Origin of the sequence: Saccharothrix algeriensis, assembly GCF_016907655.1 — a bacterium.
In the GTDB taxonomy this organism is placed as follows: Bacteria; Actinomycetota; Actinomycetes; order Mycobacteriales; family Pseudonocardiaceae; genus Actinosynnema; species Actinosynnema algeriense.
Window position 1 is genome coordinate 5,240,603 of the sequence record NZ_JAFBCL010000001.1, and the last position, 15,988, is coordinate 5,256,590.

The following is a 15,988-nucleotide window of genomic DNA, read 5'->3' on the forward strand; positions in this document are numbered from 1 at the left end:
GCAGGAGGGAGCAGCGTGGAGCTGTACGAGGAGGAGGCCGAGCACCCCGGCCCCGAGTTCGACACCACCCGGCACGCCTGCCGCGCGGCGGTCGTCAAGAGCCCCGCGCTGCACTACCTCGCGCACTACAGCAACGGGGTGTTCGACTTCGGCGTCGACGTGCTGGGCGACCCGCCGCCACCGCCGGGGGCGCTGCCCGGCGGCACCCGGCGCGAGGAGCTCAAGCGGCTGGGCCGGCACCTGACGTTCCAGGCGACCGCCCTGGACCGGGCGCTGCACGAGGCGCGCACCGGCCGGCTCATCCGGACCGTGCTGCACACCGGGGAGGGCGCGCTGTTCTGCGACTCCGTGGTGCCCACCGAGCACGTCGTCGGCCTGGTGCTCGACCACGCGGGCACGGGGCCGCTGGCCGGGCACCCGGCGGTCGACGAGGCGGACCGGGCGGTCGCGGAGCTGGCGACCGCGCTGCGGGCCGAGCTGAGCCTCGGCTCGCTCAACCCCGGCGGGTGGGAGACGTTCGGCGCGCCGCGCCCGCTGCCCGGCGCGGCCGGGGCGCGACCGCACGTGGCGGTCCGGGGCGAGGCGCTGGCGCAGTGCCTGGCGGCGGTGGCGCCGAGCGACCTGCACCTGGTGGCGCACGTGGCGGGCGACGAGGTGCGCACCATGGTCGACCACCTGGACCACCCGGCGCTGGGGCCGTTCTTCAAGCAGGTCGCCGCGCCCGCCCGGCGGCGGTTCTACCTCGGGTTCGCGCGCGAGCTGGGCGCGCTGGCCACCCGGCTCAACCGGGCGGTGCGGCCGGTGGTCGGCGGGCTGCTGGCGCGGCTGGTGCTCGACGTCGAGATGGGCGCGCTCTACTACTACCGGCTCGGCCCGCGGGAGTACGTCGCGGGCGTGACGATCGACCAGGCGCGGGTCGGCGAGGCGGACGTCCGGATGTCCGCCCTGGCCGCTCGGCTCACTCCATCCGGGCCTTGAATCGAACCGAATCGTTATCTACCGTGAAATGGTGACGCCCGCTGTCCGATCGGTCGCGCTGTTAGCCGCCCTCGGCGTGGGGTGGGTCGTGGCGTGGCAGTGGGAACTGCGCGCGGTCGACGAATCCTCGGCTTACGGTTTCTTCATCACCGCGCTGCTCGGCTTCGGTTTGTATGCCAGCACCAGTGGTATCGAGATCGCGGAATTCCGCCGGGAATTGCGGACCGTGGTCGTCGCGGTCACGCTCGGTGTGCTCGCCAAGGTGGCGCTGATCTTCGGCGTGGTGTACCTGGTGCACCGCGAGCCCTGGCACCTGGTCCTGGCGGTGGCGGTCGCGCAGATCGACCCGCTGTCGGTGGCGGCGGTGCGCGCCAAGTCCCGGATGTCGGCCTCGGCCAAGGCGCTGCTGTCGGCGTGGGCCTCGTTCGACGACCCGATCACCGTGCTGCTGACGGTCTACCTCACGTCGTTCGCGCTGGCCGGTGGCGCGGTGGGCGGCTTCGGCGCCTTCACCGCCAACTTCGCGCTCAACCTCGCGCTGGCCGGTGGCGCGTACCTGCTGTGGCGGCTGGCGCGGGGGCGCGGCCGGCCGGGTGAGCGCGGCCGGGCGGCGCGCTGGGCCGTGCGGGTGAGCCTGGCGCTGGTCGTGCTCGCCGTCGGGTTCGTCGCCGTGCACTTCTCGCTGCTGCTGGCGCTGGCCCTGATCGGGCTGTTCTTCCGGCCGGACCTCGGGCGGCTGGTCGACGGGCTGGCCGAGGTCGGCATGTTCGCCGCGACGGTGGCGGTCGGCCTGGTGCTGGCGGCCGAGTTCTCGTGGGCGCTGGCCGGGGTGGGCGCGGTCCTGGGCGCGGCGGCGTTCGGGTCGCAGGCGGTCGTGGCGTGGGCGCTGACGCTGCCCCGCCGGTGGCGCGGCGACCGGGTCCGGCTGTGCCTGGGCCAGCAGAACGGGCTGACCGCGATCATCCTGGCGCTGCTGCTGGAGCCGCGGTTCCCCGGCTCCATCGCGGTGGTCGCGCCGGCGGTCGTGGTGGTGAACCTGCTCAACGCCCTGGCCAACGGCGCCTACGACCGGCTCGCGCCGCCCGCGCGGGAGACCGGCGGGCCGCGCGTCCTGCACCGGCCGGACCTGTCGGTCCCGGTGGCGCCGGCCGCGTTCACGCGGGTGCGGCAGGCCCGGTAGCCCCCGCGGGGCGGCTGCCCGGCCCCGCGCCGGCGACCAGGCAGGCGACCACCCCGGAACCACGGGCCGGGCACCGCGAACAGGCGCGCGGCCCGGAAGTCGGCCGCGAGGAACACCAGCAGGGAGAACAGCGCCACCACGGCCACCGGGACCACCACGCCGCCGGAGCCGAACCCGGGCCCGGCCCGGCCCGGCCCGACGCCCGCGGTGTCGACCAGCACGTCGACGGGCAGCAGGGGCACCACGGCCCGATGGCTGGAGCTTGCGCGTTCCTCCGTCGCGCAGTGGGGCGCCCGCCGGCCCGGGGCGCCTGTGGTCCACATCGGACGGACGGGGGCCCGCTGCCCGTCAGGCGGTGTCCGAGGCCCGCAGCACCGCCCGCCGGACGCGCGGGCTGAAGTTGCGCAACGCCTCGTACACCCGGTTGCGCCGCGCCACCTGGCTCACGTCGGCCACGACGCCGCCCGCCCGCGCGTTCCACGGCGGCAGCTTGAACAGCGGTTCGAGGTCGAACAGCGGCAGGAACTCCACGATGTCGTCGTAGACCCCGCACAGCCGCTCCAGCCGCTCCTCCGCCTCCGGCGAGGAGTCCCGCGCGCGGTACCACTCGGCGACCGCGCCCCGGAACGCCAGCACGGCCTTCTGGGTCAGCACGGCCTTCGCCGCGGCCTCGGTGAACTCGGGCGTGCGCAGCCTGCGGTGCACCGAATCCTGCGTGGCCGGCGGCGCGAGGTCGAACGCCTCGTCGAGCATCAGGTCCACCTGGACCAGGTTCTCCAGCGCGTCCACGGCGTCCCGGAACAGCCGCTCCACCTCGCCGGGCAGCCGGTGGTCCGCCGCCGCGCGCGCCGGCGCCGAGCCGACCAGCAGCGCCAGCTGCTTGCCGATCGCCCCGAACTGGCGGTCCGAGGAGGTGCGCACCCCGTCCACGTGCTCGGTCAGCTGCTCGATGAACCCGTAGATGCTCGACTGCTGGCGCGCCAGCTGGTCCATCCGGCGCCCCAGCGACGACACCGGGTCCTGCTCCGGGCCCTGGGCCGCCGTGCCCAGCAGGGCCTTGAAGTCGTCGGCGAACGTGCGCTCCGAGTACACCAGCGGCTCGCGGCCGAGCGGCCCGCGCAGCTGGATCGCCACGCCGTCGGTCAGCACCCCGTTGACCAGCAGGACGATCCCGCCGTCGGGCTCGGCCTCGCGGACCGCCGACACCCGCCGCAGCACGGCCGTCACGTCGGCGTTGTCCAGCAGCGACCCGGTCAGCAGCACGGCGCACCCGCCGGAGCGGTCCGGGAAGGTCACCCAGTAGTCGGCCAGCGACTCCTCGCCGGGGCCGAGCAGGTGGTTGTGCCAGTACTCCCAGCCGTTGGCGTCCAGCAGCCGCCGCACCACGCCGTCGAGGTCGTCCGCGCTCAGCGACCCGAACAGGTCGCGGGCCGCCTGGCGCACCATCTCGTCGGTCGCGGTCAGGCCCTCGTCGCCGCTCGCCCGCACCGCGTCGTCCACCAGCCGGAACACCCGGTGGCACAGCCGGACCACGTTGCGGGTGTTGCCGCCCGCCACGTCCCGCAGGTACCGCACGGTCTCCGGGGTGAACGGCGCGAGCGAGGGCCAGCCGGTCAGCGACCCCTGCGCCCGCGTGATGAACTCGCGCACCTGGGCCTGGCTCAGCCCGGTCATGGTCACGGTGTACGGGATGCGCTGCCGCACCGCCGGCGGCAGCACCGCCCTGAACTCCGGCAGCCCGCACAGCACCAGGCACGCGCCGGCCCTGGCGAACACCTGGAGCAGCGTCTGGAACGCCGCCATGGTCCGCGCCTGCGGCCGGCTGTCGGCGGAGAAGATCTTGTCCAGCTCGTCCACGGCGAGCACGAACCGGCGCTGCCGGCCGCCGAACAGCAGGGCGAACACGCCCATCGCCTCCAGCGCCGCGACCTCCGTGTCGATCGGCGTGGTGATGCCGCGCTCCACCAGCACCTGGTCGGGCGCGCCGCCGAGCAGCCACGACCACACCGAGTGCTCGAAACCGGGCCGCAGCAGCAACGTCAGCGCGGTGCCGAAGTCCTCGTTGTCGGTGACCTGGCGCAGGGTGCCCTGGACCTTGCGCAGCAGCGCGCTCTCCATGAGCCCCAGCCGCTCCACGACCTCCTGCGGCTCCAGCTGCCTGCTGCCCAGCCACTCCAGCGTGTCCGCGGTCAGGCCGGTGCTCTGCAGCGAGTCGGCGACGATGTCGGCGTAGTAGTCGCTGACCTGCGCGCGCACCCCCTCGCGCCCGAGCCGGGTCATGAACCGCCGGTACAGCTCGACGAAGCTCTCCGCCGTCGCCTCCAGGTACAGGGCGCGCGACGGGTCGTCGAGCACCCGCCGGGCGTGGCGCACCAGCCGGACCGCCAGGTGCGTCTTGCCCGTGCCGTAGTCGCCGAGCACCGCCAGCACCGTCCCGGCGCCGGGCGGGCCCTCCAGGTAGGCGTCCAGGTGGGCGACGGCCTGCCGGGAGGCGTCGGTGGCGATGGTGACGTCCGCCGCGTCGAAGTCGTCCTGGAAGTCCTCGATGATCAGGGCGACCGCCATCGGCGAGAAGGGGTTCTTCCGCGGGGGCGGGAGTTCGTCGCTGCCGCTCATGGGTGCATCCCCAGTCCGTTCAGGTACGCCCGGATGTCGTCCACGGTCACCAGGTCGGCTTCGGTGTAGCGTAAGCCGGCTTCGAGCTTCCGCTCGTACGTGCCGTGCAGTATTCGCTGGAGCATGGCGACCGATTGGCAGATTCTGTCCAGCAATTCGACCGCCTCATCACTCAGTTGTGGATAAATTCCCACTGCGGTGTGACGCAGGAGCCGGTCGGCGGCGAAGCGCTCCGGATCCCCGTCGGTCAGCTTCCCGACCAGGAGGGTGATCGGGGGGACCCACGCCTCCAGCCGCCGGACGAGTTCGGCGATGTCGTCGGCGCGGAAGAACGCCGACTCGGCGAAGAACAGCACGCGCGGGCTGCTGAGCTGGCGCGCGTACCGGATCACCTCGTCGAGCAGCTCGTTCGGCGACGGCAGCAGCACCAGCAGCACCACCTCGTCGGCCAGCGCCCGGCCGAGCCGGGGGAAGACGCGCTGCGGGTTGTCGCGGTCGCCGCGCAGCTGGTCCACGGCGGCCGGGCGCAGCGCGCCGGCGTCGACCAGCCGGTCGAACAGCTGGTCGCACACGTGCGCGGCGCGCTCCCCGATGGACAGCTCCTCGTCCTCGGGCAGGCACCCGGTCAGGTCGACCACGACGCCGCGCAGGCCGCGGTTGCGCAGCTCCAGCACCGTCCAGTCCGCGCACCGGTTCACCAGCGCGGTCTTGCCGCAGCCGGAGTCGCCGGTGACCAGCACCAGCCGGCCGTCCTCCAGCACGCCGCCGAGGTCGCCGACCTCCTGCTGGAACTCCTGGAACGCGCTCTCCGCGCCGTCGACGGCGACGTAGTAGTCGCGGTGGGCCTTGCGCTCCCACGGCCGCAGCGGGCGCATCGGCGTCCGCTCCCAGCCGGGCAGCGGGAACGGGTTGATCGGGCGGCGCGGCGGGATCACGACGCCTTCAGCCCGGTCCGCCGGTGGTGGGGGCGCTCCGCCGGCTGCTGCGCGGCGCGGCGGCACGGGTGGCCCGGTGCTCCTGATGCGCGCAGCGCTCTTGGTGCTTCCGGCGCTCCTGATGCTTGAGGTGCTTTTGGTGCTTTCGGTGCTTTTGGTGCAACCGGTGCGGCCGGCGCGGTCGGTCGGCGGTGCGGTCGGCCCGGCGCGGCCGGCGGCGGGTCGTCGGGTGCCGCGTCGTGGGAGTCGATCACCGTTGTGCGCGGGGAGTCACCACCGCGACGGCTTCGTGTCACCCGTTCGCGCCACGCGGTGCCGGCGGGCAAGTGCTTCGGGGCCGGCGCCGCGGCGCGCGAGCGCGGCGAACCGGTGACCGCGTTCGGTGGCAGGTCCCGTGCCGCCCGGAGCCGCGCCGGGCGCGCGCGGGCGTCGTCGGCGGGCCGGCGGTGGCCCGGGGGCGGTGGTTCGGCCGCAACGGCCGGTTCCAGGGCCTTTCGCGGGGGCCGCCACGGCCGCGACGGCGCGCCGGCGGGGCGGGGGAGGGGCCGCGTCCCCCGGTGGGCGGGCGTCCGAACGGGGCGGGCGCGCGCCGGACGGGCTAACGCGGTCACGCACAGCAGGATGGCGGCGCGACCCGCCCGCCCGCGAACCATGCCCACCCCCACGCCCGGCGATTGCCCAAGCCTACCGACGGAGAGTCGCACACGGAGCCGAATTCGTTAACCGCCTTACCCGGATGGCCTACCGCGGTTGCTCCTTTCCACAGTGGACGGAATCACGCCCGGATCACACCCGGGTCACACCGCCGGCCACATCACCCGACTGCGCCACCGGACCGCGGCGGGCGCCGCCCCGGAAGGGCACTGCCGTCGATCCCGCCGCCCGCGGGCCACCGCGCCGCGGGATCGTCGCTCCGCGGATCGCCGGGGCGCGGGATCGCCGGGTCGCCCGGGCGCGGACGGGAGGCCCGGCGGACGGGAGGCCCGGCGGACGGGAGGCCCGGGGGAGCGGGGTCACCAGGGCGCGGGCGCGTAGTCCTTCAGGAAGCAGCCGAACAGGTCCTCGCCGAGTTCACCGCGCACGATCGGGTCGTACACCCGCGCAGCGCCGTCGACCAGGTCCAACGGCGCGTGGAAGCCCTCGGCGGCCAGCCGCAGCTTGGTGGGGTGCGGGCGCTCGTCGGTGATCCAGCCGGTGTCGACGGCGGTCATCAGGATGCCGTCGGTGAGCATCTCCTCGGCGCTGGTGCGGGTCAGCATGTTCAGCGCGGCCTTGGCCATGTTGGTGTGGGGGTGGCCGGGCCCCTTGTACGCGCGGCTGAACTGGCCCTCCATCGCCGACACGTTCACCACGTACTTGCGCCGCGCGGGCGCGGCGGCCATCGCCGGGCGCAGCCGGGAGACGAGGATGAACGGCGCGGTGCTGTTGCACAGCTGCACTTCCAGCAGCTCCACCGGGTCGACCTCGTCCACCCGCTGCACCCAGCTGTTGACGGCGTGCTCGTCGGGCACCAGGCCGCCCGCGTCGATCCCCTTCGACCCGGCGGTGAGCGCCAGCGCGGTCACCTCGGGCATGGCGTCGGTGAGCCCGCCGGTCAGCGCGGCCGGGTGCGCGGCCACGGTGTGCCCGAAGGTGACCAGCTCGGGCAGCGGGCCGGCCGGCAGCGGCGCGGACTCGGCGGCGACCAGGGGCGCGTAGGCGTGCGGGGACCGGCGCACGGTCTGCGCGGCGTTGTTGATCAGGATGTCCAGCGGGCCCGCGGCGGCCACCGAGTCCGCGAGCTGCACGACCTGGCTCGGGTCGCGCAGGTCGATGCCGACCACGCGCAGCCGGTGCAGCCAGTCGGCGCTGTCGGGCATCGACGCGAACCGGCGCACCGCGTCGCGGGGGAACCGGGTGGTGATGGTGGTGTGCGCGCCGTCGCGCAGCAGCCGCAGCGCGATGTACATGCCGATCTTCGCCCGGCCGCCGGTGAGCAGCGCGCGCCGGCCGGTCAGGTCGGTCCGCGCGTCCCGCTTGGCCCGGTTCAGCGCCGCGCACGGCGGGCACAGCTGGTGGTAGAACGCGTCCACCTCGGTGTAGCGGCGCTTGCAGGTGTAGCAGGACCGCGCGCGCCGCAGCGTGCCCGCGACGGCGCCCGGCTCGGGCTCCCGGAGCAGCACGCCCCTGGTCTCGTCGTCGATGCGGGACGGCGAGCCGGTCGCGGTCGACTCGGTCACCGCGCGGTCGGCCAGCGTGACGGCCTCCCGGCGGGCGGCCTTGCGGCGCTTGCGCACGCTCTTGTAGATGCTCGACGTGGCCCGGCGGATGGCCACCACGTCGGGGTGCTCGGTGGGGAGGTCCTCCACCCGGGCGAGCACCCGCAGGGCGATCTCCATCTCGGCAGGGTCGATTTGCACGGTGAAAATCCTACCTGGGTGAAAAATGACCTTCGGACGGGTGAGATCCGCGTGAGGCGGGCCGGGTCCCGCAGGTCCGAAGCAGGTCCGCGGGCCTGTGAGCCGCCCCACTCCGCCACCGGCCTCCGGGGACGAGGACGGGCCGGCCGACGGGTTCGCGGGCGGTCCGCCGTCCCGGCCCGAGCGGGGGCACCGGGCGGGGCGCGGTCGGCCCCGTCGGAGCGGAGCGGGAGCGGCCGGTCGCGTCGGAGCGGGGTCGGGCCGCTGCCCGGTGGCGCGGCGCCGGGCCGCGGTGGTCACCGGCGCCGCGGTCGGGCCGTCGCGGTGCGCGCCGGGCCGGGGGGGCGCGCGAGGTGTCCTCTGTGGACGGACGGTCGCCGGCGGTCAGCTCGCCGCCGCGGCCAGCCCCGCGGCGGGCTTGCGCTTCCACACCCGTTCCCGGTAGGCCCTCAGCAGGGCCGCGTGGATGTCCTCCGCGTACTCCGCGACGGCGCGGTCCCGTTGCCACACCAGGGACACGCGGCGGCGGACCGGGCTGCCGACGACCGGTTTCAGCACCACGCCGGGCATGTCCTGACCCGTGGGGAAGAAGCAGGCCACGGTGTGCCCGGAGCGCACCAGCTCCGCCGCCGCGGCCGGGTCGACGCCGAAGTGCGCGCAGCGCGGCGTGAAACCGGCGGCCTCGCAGGCGAGGTGCAGGGTGAGCCGGCCGCCGCCGTAGTGCTCCTCCGGCACCGCCCAGTCCTCGTCGGCCAGTTCGGACAGCCGGATCTCGCTGCGCGCGGACAGCCGGTGCCCCGCCGCCACGCCCACGAGCATGGGCTCGGTGACCAGCGAGCGGCAGTCCACCTCTGCGGGGATCCGCAGCGGGGTGCGGGGGAACTCCACCACCAGCGCCACGTCGAGCTTCCCGGAGCGCACCAGTTCCAGCACCGCGTCGCAGCTGCGCTCGACGTGCGTGGTCTGCGGCTGGTTCGGCAGCAGGTCGCGCACCACGCCGACCAGCAGCGGCGTCGGCGAGCCCGCGACGCCGCCCAGCCGCAGGCCCGCGCCGCCGCTCCCGGCGGCGATCTTCTGCGCCGTCGCCATCAGGTCGTCGAACCGCTCCACGAGGTCGCGGGAGCGCAGCACGACGTGGCGGCCCAGCTCGGTCAGCTCCACCCCGTCGGTGCGCCGCAGGAACAGCGGACCGCCGAAGCCGCGCTCGATGCGGCGCAGCTGCGCGGTCAGCCCGGCCTGCGCGACCTTCAGCGAGGAAGCGGCCCGGCTGATGCTGCCCGCTCCCGCGACGGTCAGCACAACGTGGAGATGTCTCAGCTCCATGTGCACCGCCGCAGCCTAGGGCAACACCGGACGCCGCAGACACCCGTGCGCGACTGCGGGACCAGGCGCACCTGCGGGAATGTCGCACCCGACTGCTCCAACAGGTGCATAACTGGGGAGTTATCGCCGGTTGTCACCTCCCCTGGGGGGCGGGACTGTCCCAGTCTGCTCCATGGCTGCCGCCACCGAGGTCCCGGGAGGTGTGAGCGACATGAGGAAAGCGTTGCGGCTGCGGCGCCTCTCCCGCCCGCGCGACGACAGGTACCTCTTCGTCCCGCTGGACCACAGCGTCTCGGACGGCCCGGTGGTCCCGCGCGACCGGTGGCCCGACCTGATCCGGTCCGTGGTCGTCGGGGGCGCCGACGCCATCATCGTCCACAAAGGACGGGTCCGCACGATCGACCCGCACCTGCTCGCCGGCTGCGCGCTCGTCGTCCACCTGAGCGCGGGCACCGCGCACGCGGCCGACGCCAACGCCAAGGTGCTCGTCGGCGAGGTGGAGGAGGCGCTGCGGCTGGGCGCGGACGCGGTCAGCGTGCACGTCAACGTCGGCTCCGACACCGAGGCGCGCCAGCTCGCCGACCTCGGCGTGGTCGCGGGCGCGTGCGACGCGTGGAACGTGCCGCTGGTCGCCATGGTCTACCCGCGCGGACCGCGCGTCGCGGACCCGCACGACCCGGCGCTGCTCTCCCACGTCGTCAACATCGCCGTGGACTTGGGCGCGGACATCGTCAAGACCAACCTGGCGCTGCCCGCGGAGCGGATGGCGGAGGTCGTCGCGAGCTGCCCCATCCCGGTGCTGGTCGCGGGCGGGCCCGCCGACGGCGGCTGCGTCGTCGACCGCGCCCGCGCCTCGATGGCGGCGGGGTGCGCGGGCCTGGCCGTCGGCCGCCGCGTGTTCACCGCGCCCTCGCCGGTGGCGCTGGTGGCCGAGCTGGCGGCGGTCGTCCACGTCGACCGCCACCCGGACCCGCACCCCGACCTGGTGCACGCCGTGGCGACCGCGGCGCCGTGATCCCGCCCACCGCCCCGGGACCGCCCCGCGCCGTGACCCCGCCCGCCGCCGTGACCCGCGCTGTGACCCCGCCCGGCGCCCCGACCCCGCCTCGCGCCGAGAGCCCGCCCGCCGGCGTGACCCCGCCCGGTGCCCCGACCCCGCCCGCCAACCATTGGAGCCCGGCGTGAAGTTCGCCTGGATCGACCTCCGAACCGTCCCCGAGGCGCACCGCGAGCCCGTGGTCGACGCCGCCGTGCACGCCCGCCTGGCCGGGGTCGTGTCCGACGACGCGGCCCTGCTGGACCGGCTGCCGCCGACGGTCACCCGCGTGCTGGTCGCCGACCGGCCCGTGGAGAGCCCGCACCTGGTCGTCGCCGCCGTGGACGACCAGGACCAGCTGGACCGCCTGGCCGCGACCGCCGCGTTCGTCCGGGTACACGACGACCGCACGCTGCGGCTCGCGTGCGCGGCGGCGGTCCGGTTGGAGCACACCGTCGTCGCCTTCGCCGACCCGACGAAGATCCCGCTGGAGATCGTCATCGCCGCCGCCGACGGCGCGCCGGGCCGGCTGGTCACGGTCGTCGCCGACCTGGAGGAGGCGGCCGTCGTGCTCGACGTGCTGGAGCACGGCTCGGACGGCGTGCTCCTCGCGCCCCGCGACGCGGCCGACGTGTTCGCCCTGGCCCGGCTGCTGGAGGCCGCGACGCCGCCGCTGGAGCTGACCACGCTCACCGTCGAGGGCATCGCGCGCAACGGCCTCGGCGACCGGGTGTGCGTGGACACCTGCTCGCACTTCCGGGAGGACGAGGGCATCCTCGTCGGGTCGTTCTCGTCGGGGTTCGTCCTGTGCTGCAGCGAGACCCACCCGCTGCCCTACATGCCCACCCGGCCCTTCCGGGTCAACGCGGGCGCGCTGCACTCCTACGTGCTCGGCCCGGACAACCGGACCAACTACCTGTCCGAGCTGCGCTCCGGCAGCACCGTGCTGGCGGTGGACTCCGAGGGCCGCACCCGCCGGGTCACCGTGGGCCGGGCGAAGCTGGAGTCGCGCCCGATCCTCACCGTCACCGCCCGCTCGCCGGAGGGCGTCGAGGTCAGCCTCACCGTGCAGGACGACTGGCACGTGCGCGTCCTCGGACCCGGCGGCAAGGTCCGCAACGTCACCGAGCTGCGCCGCGGCGACGAGCTGCTGGGCTACCTGGCGACCGAGCAGCGCCACGTGGGCATCCCCATCGGGGAGTTCTGCAAGGAGACCTGACCGCAGGGCCCCTCGCGCCGCCGCGCGGCGGGCGCGGGCGGTGTGGCAGGGTGGCCGGTGTGGAACAAGTCGTGTTGCTGGACGAGTCGGGGACCGGGATCGGCGTGGCCGACAAGGCGCACGTGCACCACTCGGACACCCCGCTGCACCTGGCGTTCTCCAGCTACCTGTTCTCGCCGGCCGGCCGGCTGCTGCTGACCAGGCGGGCGCTGCACAAGAAGACCTGGCCGGGCGTCTGGACCAACACCTGCTGCGGCCACCCCGAGCCGGGCGAGGACGCGGCCTCGGCGGTGGCCCGCCGGCTGTCCGACGAGCTGGGCGTGACCGGCGTCCGGCTGGACCTGGTCCTGCCCGCGTTCCGCTACCGGGCGGTCATGGACAACGGCGTCGTGGAGAACGAGATGTGCCCGGTGTTCCGGGGCCTGCTCGACCACGACCCGACCCCGAACCCGGACGAGGTCGACGACTTCGAGTGGGTCGAGTGGGCGGACTTCGTGCCGGCGGTCCTGTCCGGGGTCCGGCCCATCTCCCCGTGGTGCAAGCTGCAGGTGGAGGAACTGGCCGCCCTGGACCCGGACCCGTGGGCCTGGCCGACCGCCCCGGCCGCCGCCCTCCCGCCGGCCGCGAGGCCCTGACACCCGCCCTTCCCGCGCCCCGGCCGCCCGCCGTGACGGGCGGCCGGGGCGCGCCGCCTTCCCCTGCGCGCGGGAGCCGGGTGGGGTAGAAAGGACCCGGGGGTTGGTCCGCTCGCTGGACGGCGCGTCCGCCGGACGGCCCATCGGCTGGGCCCGCACCGGACCCAGCGTGAGCGCTCGGGCGCGCCGGCGCAATTTGTGCGGAGAGCGGTTGCCGATTCGGAGCACACAACTGTCCACCATTCGATGAAGTGTGTTCGTGTTACGTTCGCCATTGTTCTGCTGAACACCGTGCGAACGGAGGCAATTGTGCGTTCATATTTCGCTAGAGTGCTGGTCGTCACGGCGCTGGTGTTGTTTTCCGGGGGCGCCGTGACCACTGCCGCCACGGCCGAGGAGCCGACGGACCGGCGGTGGTCGAATTGGGCCGACCTGGGTGGCGTGGTCACCGCCGGCCCGGCGGTGTCCTCCTGGTCGGAGAACAGGCTGGACGTCTTCGCCCGCGGCACCGATTCCGCCGTGTGGCACAAGTGGTGGAACGGCAGTTCGTGGTCGGGTTGGGAAAGCCTCGGCGGGGTCATCATCGACAACCCGGCCGCCGTGTCGTGGGGGCCGAACCGCATCGACCTGTTCGGGCGCGGCGCCGACAACCACCTGTGGCACAAGTGGTGGAACGGCAGTTCGTGGTCGGGCTGGGAGGACCTCGGCGGTGTGATCACCGCGGGCCCGGCGGTCGCCTCCTGGTCGGGCAACCGGTTGGACGTCTTCGTCCGGGGCGCCGACTCGGCGGTGTGGCACAAGTGGTGGAACGGCAGTTCGTGGTCGGGTTGGGAGAGCCTCGGCGGGGTCATCATCGACAACCCGGCCGCCGTGTCGTGGGGGCCCAACCGCATCGACGTGTTCGTCGAGGGCACCGACAACCACCTGCACCACAAGTGGTGGAACGGCAGCTCGTGGTCCGGTTGGGAGGACCTCGGCGGTGTGATCACGGCGGGCCCGTCGGTGTCCTCCTGGGCGGCCAACCGGCTGGACGTCTTCGCCAAGGGCACCGACAACCAGTTGTGGCACAAGTGGTGGAACGGCAGCTCCTGGTCCGGCTGGGAGAACCTGGGCGGTGTGTTCCTGCACAACCCGGCCGCCGTGTCGTGGGGCCCGAACCGCATCGACGTGTTCGTCGAGGGCACCGACAACCACGTCTACCACAAGGCTTGGTACTGATCCCCGCGGGCTGATCCGCCCGGAGCGGGATCAGCGATTTCCGTGACCGGTCCCTGTTTCCCCGCCCACGCGGGGGAACAGGGCGCCCCCGCACGCCGCGGCGCGGATCCTGTCGGTTGCCTGAACGGCGGAACACCGGTCGGCCGCTGTCCGTTTCGACCGTTGTGCTGACCGATGGACCCACCCCCACCCGTTCCCCGGCCCGCTTCGTCGCGCTCGGCGGGGCCGCCGCCGTCGTGCTGACCGTCGTCATGGTGGGCTCGCTCGACGCGCACCGGCTCGCCACCACCGCGGTCGGGTTGCGGCGCACCATCTCCGAGTACGCGCTCGGGCCGCAGCGCTGGGTGTTCGACACGGCGGTCGGGCTGCTGGCGGCCGGGTCGCTGGCGATCCTCGCCGTGCTGGTGCGCGGGGGCATCACCCGGTGGGGCTCGCCCGGATCGCTGGCGTTCGCGGCGTGGTCGGCCGGGCTGGCGCTGGTGGTGGTGTTCCCCAAGCACGACTGGTCGGTCGGCCCCAGCCTGAGCGGAGACATCCACCGCGTGGGCAGCCTGGTGGCGTTCCTCAGCCTGCCGGTCGCGGCCGTGCTGCTCGCGCGGCCCTGGCTGCGGGACCCGGTGTGGGGCGGGCACGCGCGGTGGACGCTGCGGCTCGGGGTGCTCTCCGCGCTGAGCTTCACCCCGATCCTGTACGCGGTGCTGGTGAACGTGGTGGTCGGCACCTCCTGGTGGCGCGTGCTGCCGCTGGGCTATGTCGAACGGCTGCTGGTGCTGGTGGAGGTGGTCGCGGTGCTGGTGGTCGCCTGGTGGGCGATCGCGGCGGCTCAGCCCGCGTACAGGCCGTCCAGCACGTCCCGGTAGCGGGTCTCGATCTCGCGGCGGCGCATCTTCATGCTCGCGGTGAGGGTGCCGTCCTCGACGCTGAAGTCCTTGTCCAGCACCGCGAACTTCTTGATCGTCTCGTGCCGGGCGAGGTGGGCGTTGGCCGCGTCGACCGCGTGGCGCACCTCCGCGTCGGCGTCGAGGCCCTCCGGGGCGGTGTCCGGGTCCAGGGTCACCAGCGCGACGCAGTAGTTGCGCTGGTCGCCGTGCACCAGCACGTGCCCGATGTAGGGGCTGGCGGCCTTGAGCTTGCTCTCCACCGCCTGCGGCGCGACGTACTTGCCCGCGGAGGTCTTGATCAGCTCCTTCTTGCGGTCGGTGATGCGCAGCCGGCCCGCCGCGTCCACCTCGCCGATGTCCCCGGTGCGCAGCCAGCCGTCGACCAGCGTCGCCGCCGTCTCCTCGGGCAGGTTGTGGTAGCCGCGCATGATCCCCCGGCCGCCGAGGAGCACCTCGCCGTCGTCGGCGATGCGGACCCGGGTGCCGGGCAGCGCCGTGCCGACCGTGCCGAACTCCTGCTCGCCGAGCCGGTTGAGGAACGACGCGGCGGAGGACTCGGTCAGGCCGTAGCCCTCCAGGACCGGGATGCCCGCGTTGTCGAAGAACCGCCCCACCTCCGGCGACAGCGGCGCGGAGCCGGACACGAAGCACCGGATCCGACCGCCGACGCGGGCCCGCAGCTTGGCGAACACCAGCCGGTCGGCGATCCGGTGGCGCAGGCCCCGGCCGGGCCGCTCGGCGACCTCCAGCGCCCAGGTGAACAGCTTCTCCCGCACCCCGCCCTCGGCGCGCACCGCGGCGACCACGCGGCTGTGGATCTTCTCGAACACCCGCGGCGCGCCCGCGACGATCGTGGGGCGCAGCTCGCGGAGGTTGTCCGCGATCCGCTCCGCCGCGCCGTCCACCGCCGTGACCGGGCCGATCGCGATCATGGCCACTTCGAGCATCTTGCCGAACGCGTGCGACATCGGCAGCCACAGGAAGTGCAGGTCGTCCTCGACCAGCACGCCCAGCCCCGACACGGCTTCGGCGGTGTAGAGCCAGTTGTCGTGGGTCAGCTCCACGCCCTTGGGCACGCCGGTGGTGCCGGAGGTGTAGATCAGCGTGGCGAGCTGCTCGGGGGTGATGTCGTCCACCATGGCGTCGTAGTCGCCCACGTCCGAGGTCGGCAGGTCGTCCGTGGTCACCACGAGGGCGTCGCCCGCCTTGTCCACCAGGTCCGGGTCGGCGACCACGAGGAAGCTGCCCGAGTCGCGGATGATGTGCGCGGCCTCGTCGCGCGAGCTGCTGGGGTAGATGGTCGTCGTCACGCCACCCGCCGCGAGCACCGCCAGGTCCGCGAGGATCCACTCGACCCCGGTCCGCGCCATGATCGCGACCCGCGCGCCCTCCTTGACCCCCAGCTGCCGGAAGCCCAGCGCGTGCCGGCGCACGGCCGCGTCGACCTCCGCCCAGGTCGACGAGACCCACCGGTCGCCGACCCGGTGGCGCAACGCTTCCCGGTCCGGGGTGGCGCGCACGCGTTCGCGCAGCAGATCGGGGATGGAACGGGCCACGGCGACCTCCCG

Annotated in this window: 12 protein-coding genes; 7 read left to right on the forward strand and 5 right to left on the reverse strand. The window is 74.2% G+C overall.

The features are described 5' to 3' along the window. The first annotated feature begins 15 nt into the window (after positions 1-15). Entirely contained in the window at positions 16-978 is a 963-nt protein-coding gene (locus JOE68_RS23995) for a hypothetical protein (RefSeq protein WP_204844532.1), read from the forward strand. Between the two features lie 31 nt (positions 979-1,009). Beyond that, positions 1,010-2,158: a hypothetical protein gene (locus JOE68_RS24000; protein WP_204844533.1), complete on the forward strand. Its 1,149-nt coding sequence runs from the start codon at positions 1,010-1,012 to the stop codon at positions 2,156-2,158. A 348-nt stretch (positions 2,159-2,506) separates the two neighbouring features. On the opposite strand, the gene JOE68_RS24005 is transcribed toward JOE68_RS24000, so the two are convergent. The 4 genes from JOE68_RS24005 to JOE68_RS24020 all read right to left on the reverse strand — a co-directional run bounded on the left by JOE68_RS24005 (position 2,507) and on the right by JOE68_RS24020 (position 9,431). Continuing rightward, entirely contained in the window at positions 2,507-4,774 is a 2,268-nt protein-coding gene (locus tag JOE68_RS24005) for a hypothetical protein (protein ID WP_204844534.1), read from the reverse strand. After that, entirely contained in the window at positions 4,771-5,709 is a 939-nt protein-coding gene (locus tag JOE68_RS24010) for an ATP-binding protein (protein WP_204844535.1), read from the reverse strand. The genes JOE68_RS24005 and JOE68_RS24010 overlap by 4 nt, the downstream gene beginning before the upstream one ends. Before the next feature lie 1,013 nt (positions 5,710-6,722). Beyond that, complete coding sequence (locus tag JOE68_RS24015; RefSeq protein ID WP_204846259.1) at positions 6,723-8,087, reverse strand: SDR family NAD(P)-dependent oxidoreductase; 1,365 nt, start codon at positions 8,085-8,087, stop codon at positions 6,723-6,725. A 405-nt stretch (positions 8,088-8,492) separates the two neighbouring features. After that, positions 8,493-9,431 (reverse strand): LysR family transcriptional regulator, encoded by a 939-nt coding sequence (locus JOE68_RS24020; protein WP_239564678.1) that lies wholly within the window; start codon positions 9,429-9,431, stop codon positions 8,493-8,495. Between the two features lie 211 nt (positions 9,432-9,642). Between JOE68_RS24020 and JOE68_RS24025 the strand changes: the two genes are divergently transcribed. The 5 genes from JOE68_RS24025 (at position 9,643) to JOE68_RS24045 (ending at position 14,399) form a co-directional block, all read left to right on the forward strand. Continuing rightward, positions 9,643-10,446: a 2-amino-3,7-dideoxy-D-threo-hept-6-ulosonate synthase gene (locus tag JOE68_RS24025; protein WP_204844537.1), complete on the forward strand. Its 804-nt coding sequence runs from the start codon at positions 9,643-9,645 to the stop codon at positions 10,444-10,446. Between the two features lie 166 nt (positions 10,447-10,612). Beyond that, positions 10,613-11,686 (forward strand): 3-dehydroquinate synthase II family protein, encoded by a 1,074-nt coding sequence (locus tag JOE68_RS24030; protein WP_204844538.1) that lies wholly within the window; start codon positions 10,613-10,615, stop codon positions 11,684-11,686. Between the two features lie 59 nt (positions 11,687-11,745). After that, positions 11,746-12,321, forward strand: a complete 576-nt coding sequence (idi, locus tag JOE68_RS24035) for an isopentenyl-diphosphate Delta-isomerase (RefSeq protein WP_204844539.1) — start codon at positions 11,746-11,748, stop codon at positions 12,319-12,321. A 330-nt stretch (positions 12,322-12,651) separates the two neighbouring features. Next, the gene (locus tag JOE68_RS24040) at positions 12,652-13,539 is read left to right on the forward strand and encodes a PLL family lectin (protein WP_307819854.1); all 888 of its coding nucleotides are present in this window, start codon (positions 12,652-12,654) and stop codon (positions 13,537-13,539) included. 164 nt (positions 13,540-13,703) lie between these two features. After that, positions 13,704-14,399 (forward strand): DUF998 domain-containing protein, encoded by a 696-nt coding sequence (locus JOE68_RS24045; protein ID WP_307819855.1) that lies wholly within the window; start codon positions 13,704-13,706, stop codon positions 14,397-14,399. Here the strand turns inward: JOE68_RS24045 and JOE68_RS24050 are convergent. Continuing rightward, on the reverse strand, positions 14,363-15,976 hold the full coding sequence (locus JOE68_RS24050) for an AMP-dependent synthetase/ligase (protein ID WP_204844541.1): 1,614 nt from the start codon (positions 15,974-15,976) through the stop codon (positions 14,363-14,365). The two genes, JOE68_RS24045 and JOE68_RS24050, sit on opposite strands and share 37 nt — an antisense overlap. Between the last annotated feature and the right edge of the window lie 12 nt (positions 15,977-15,988).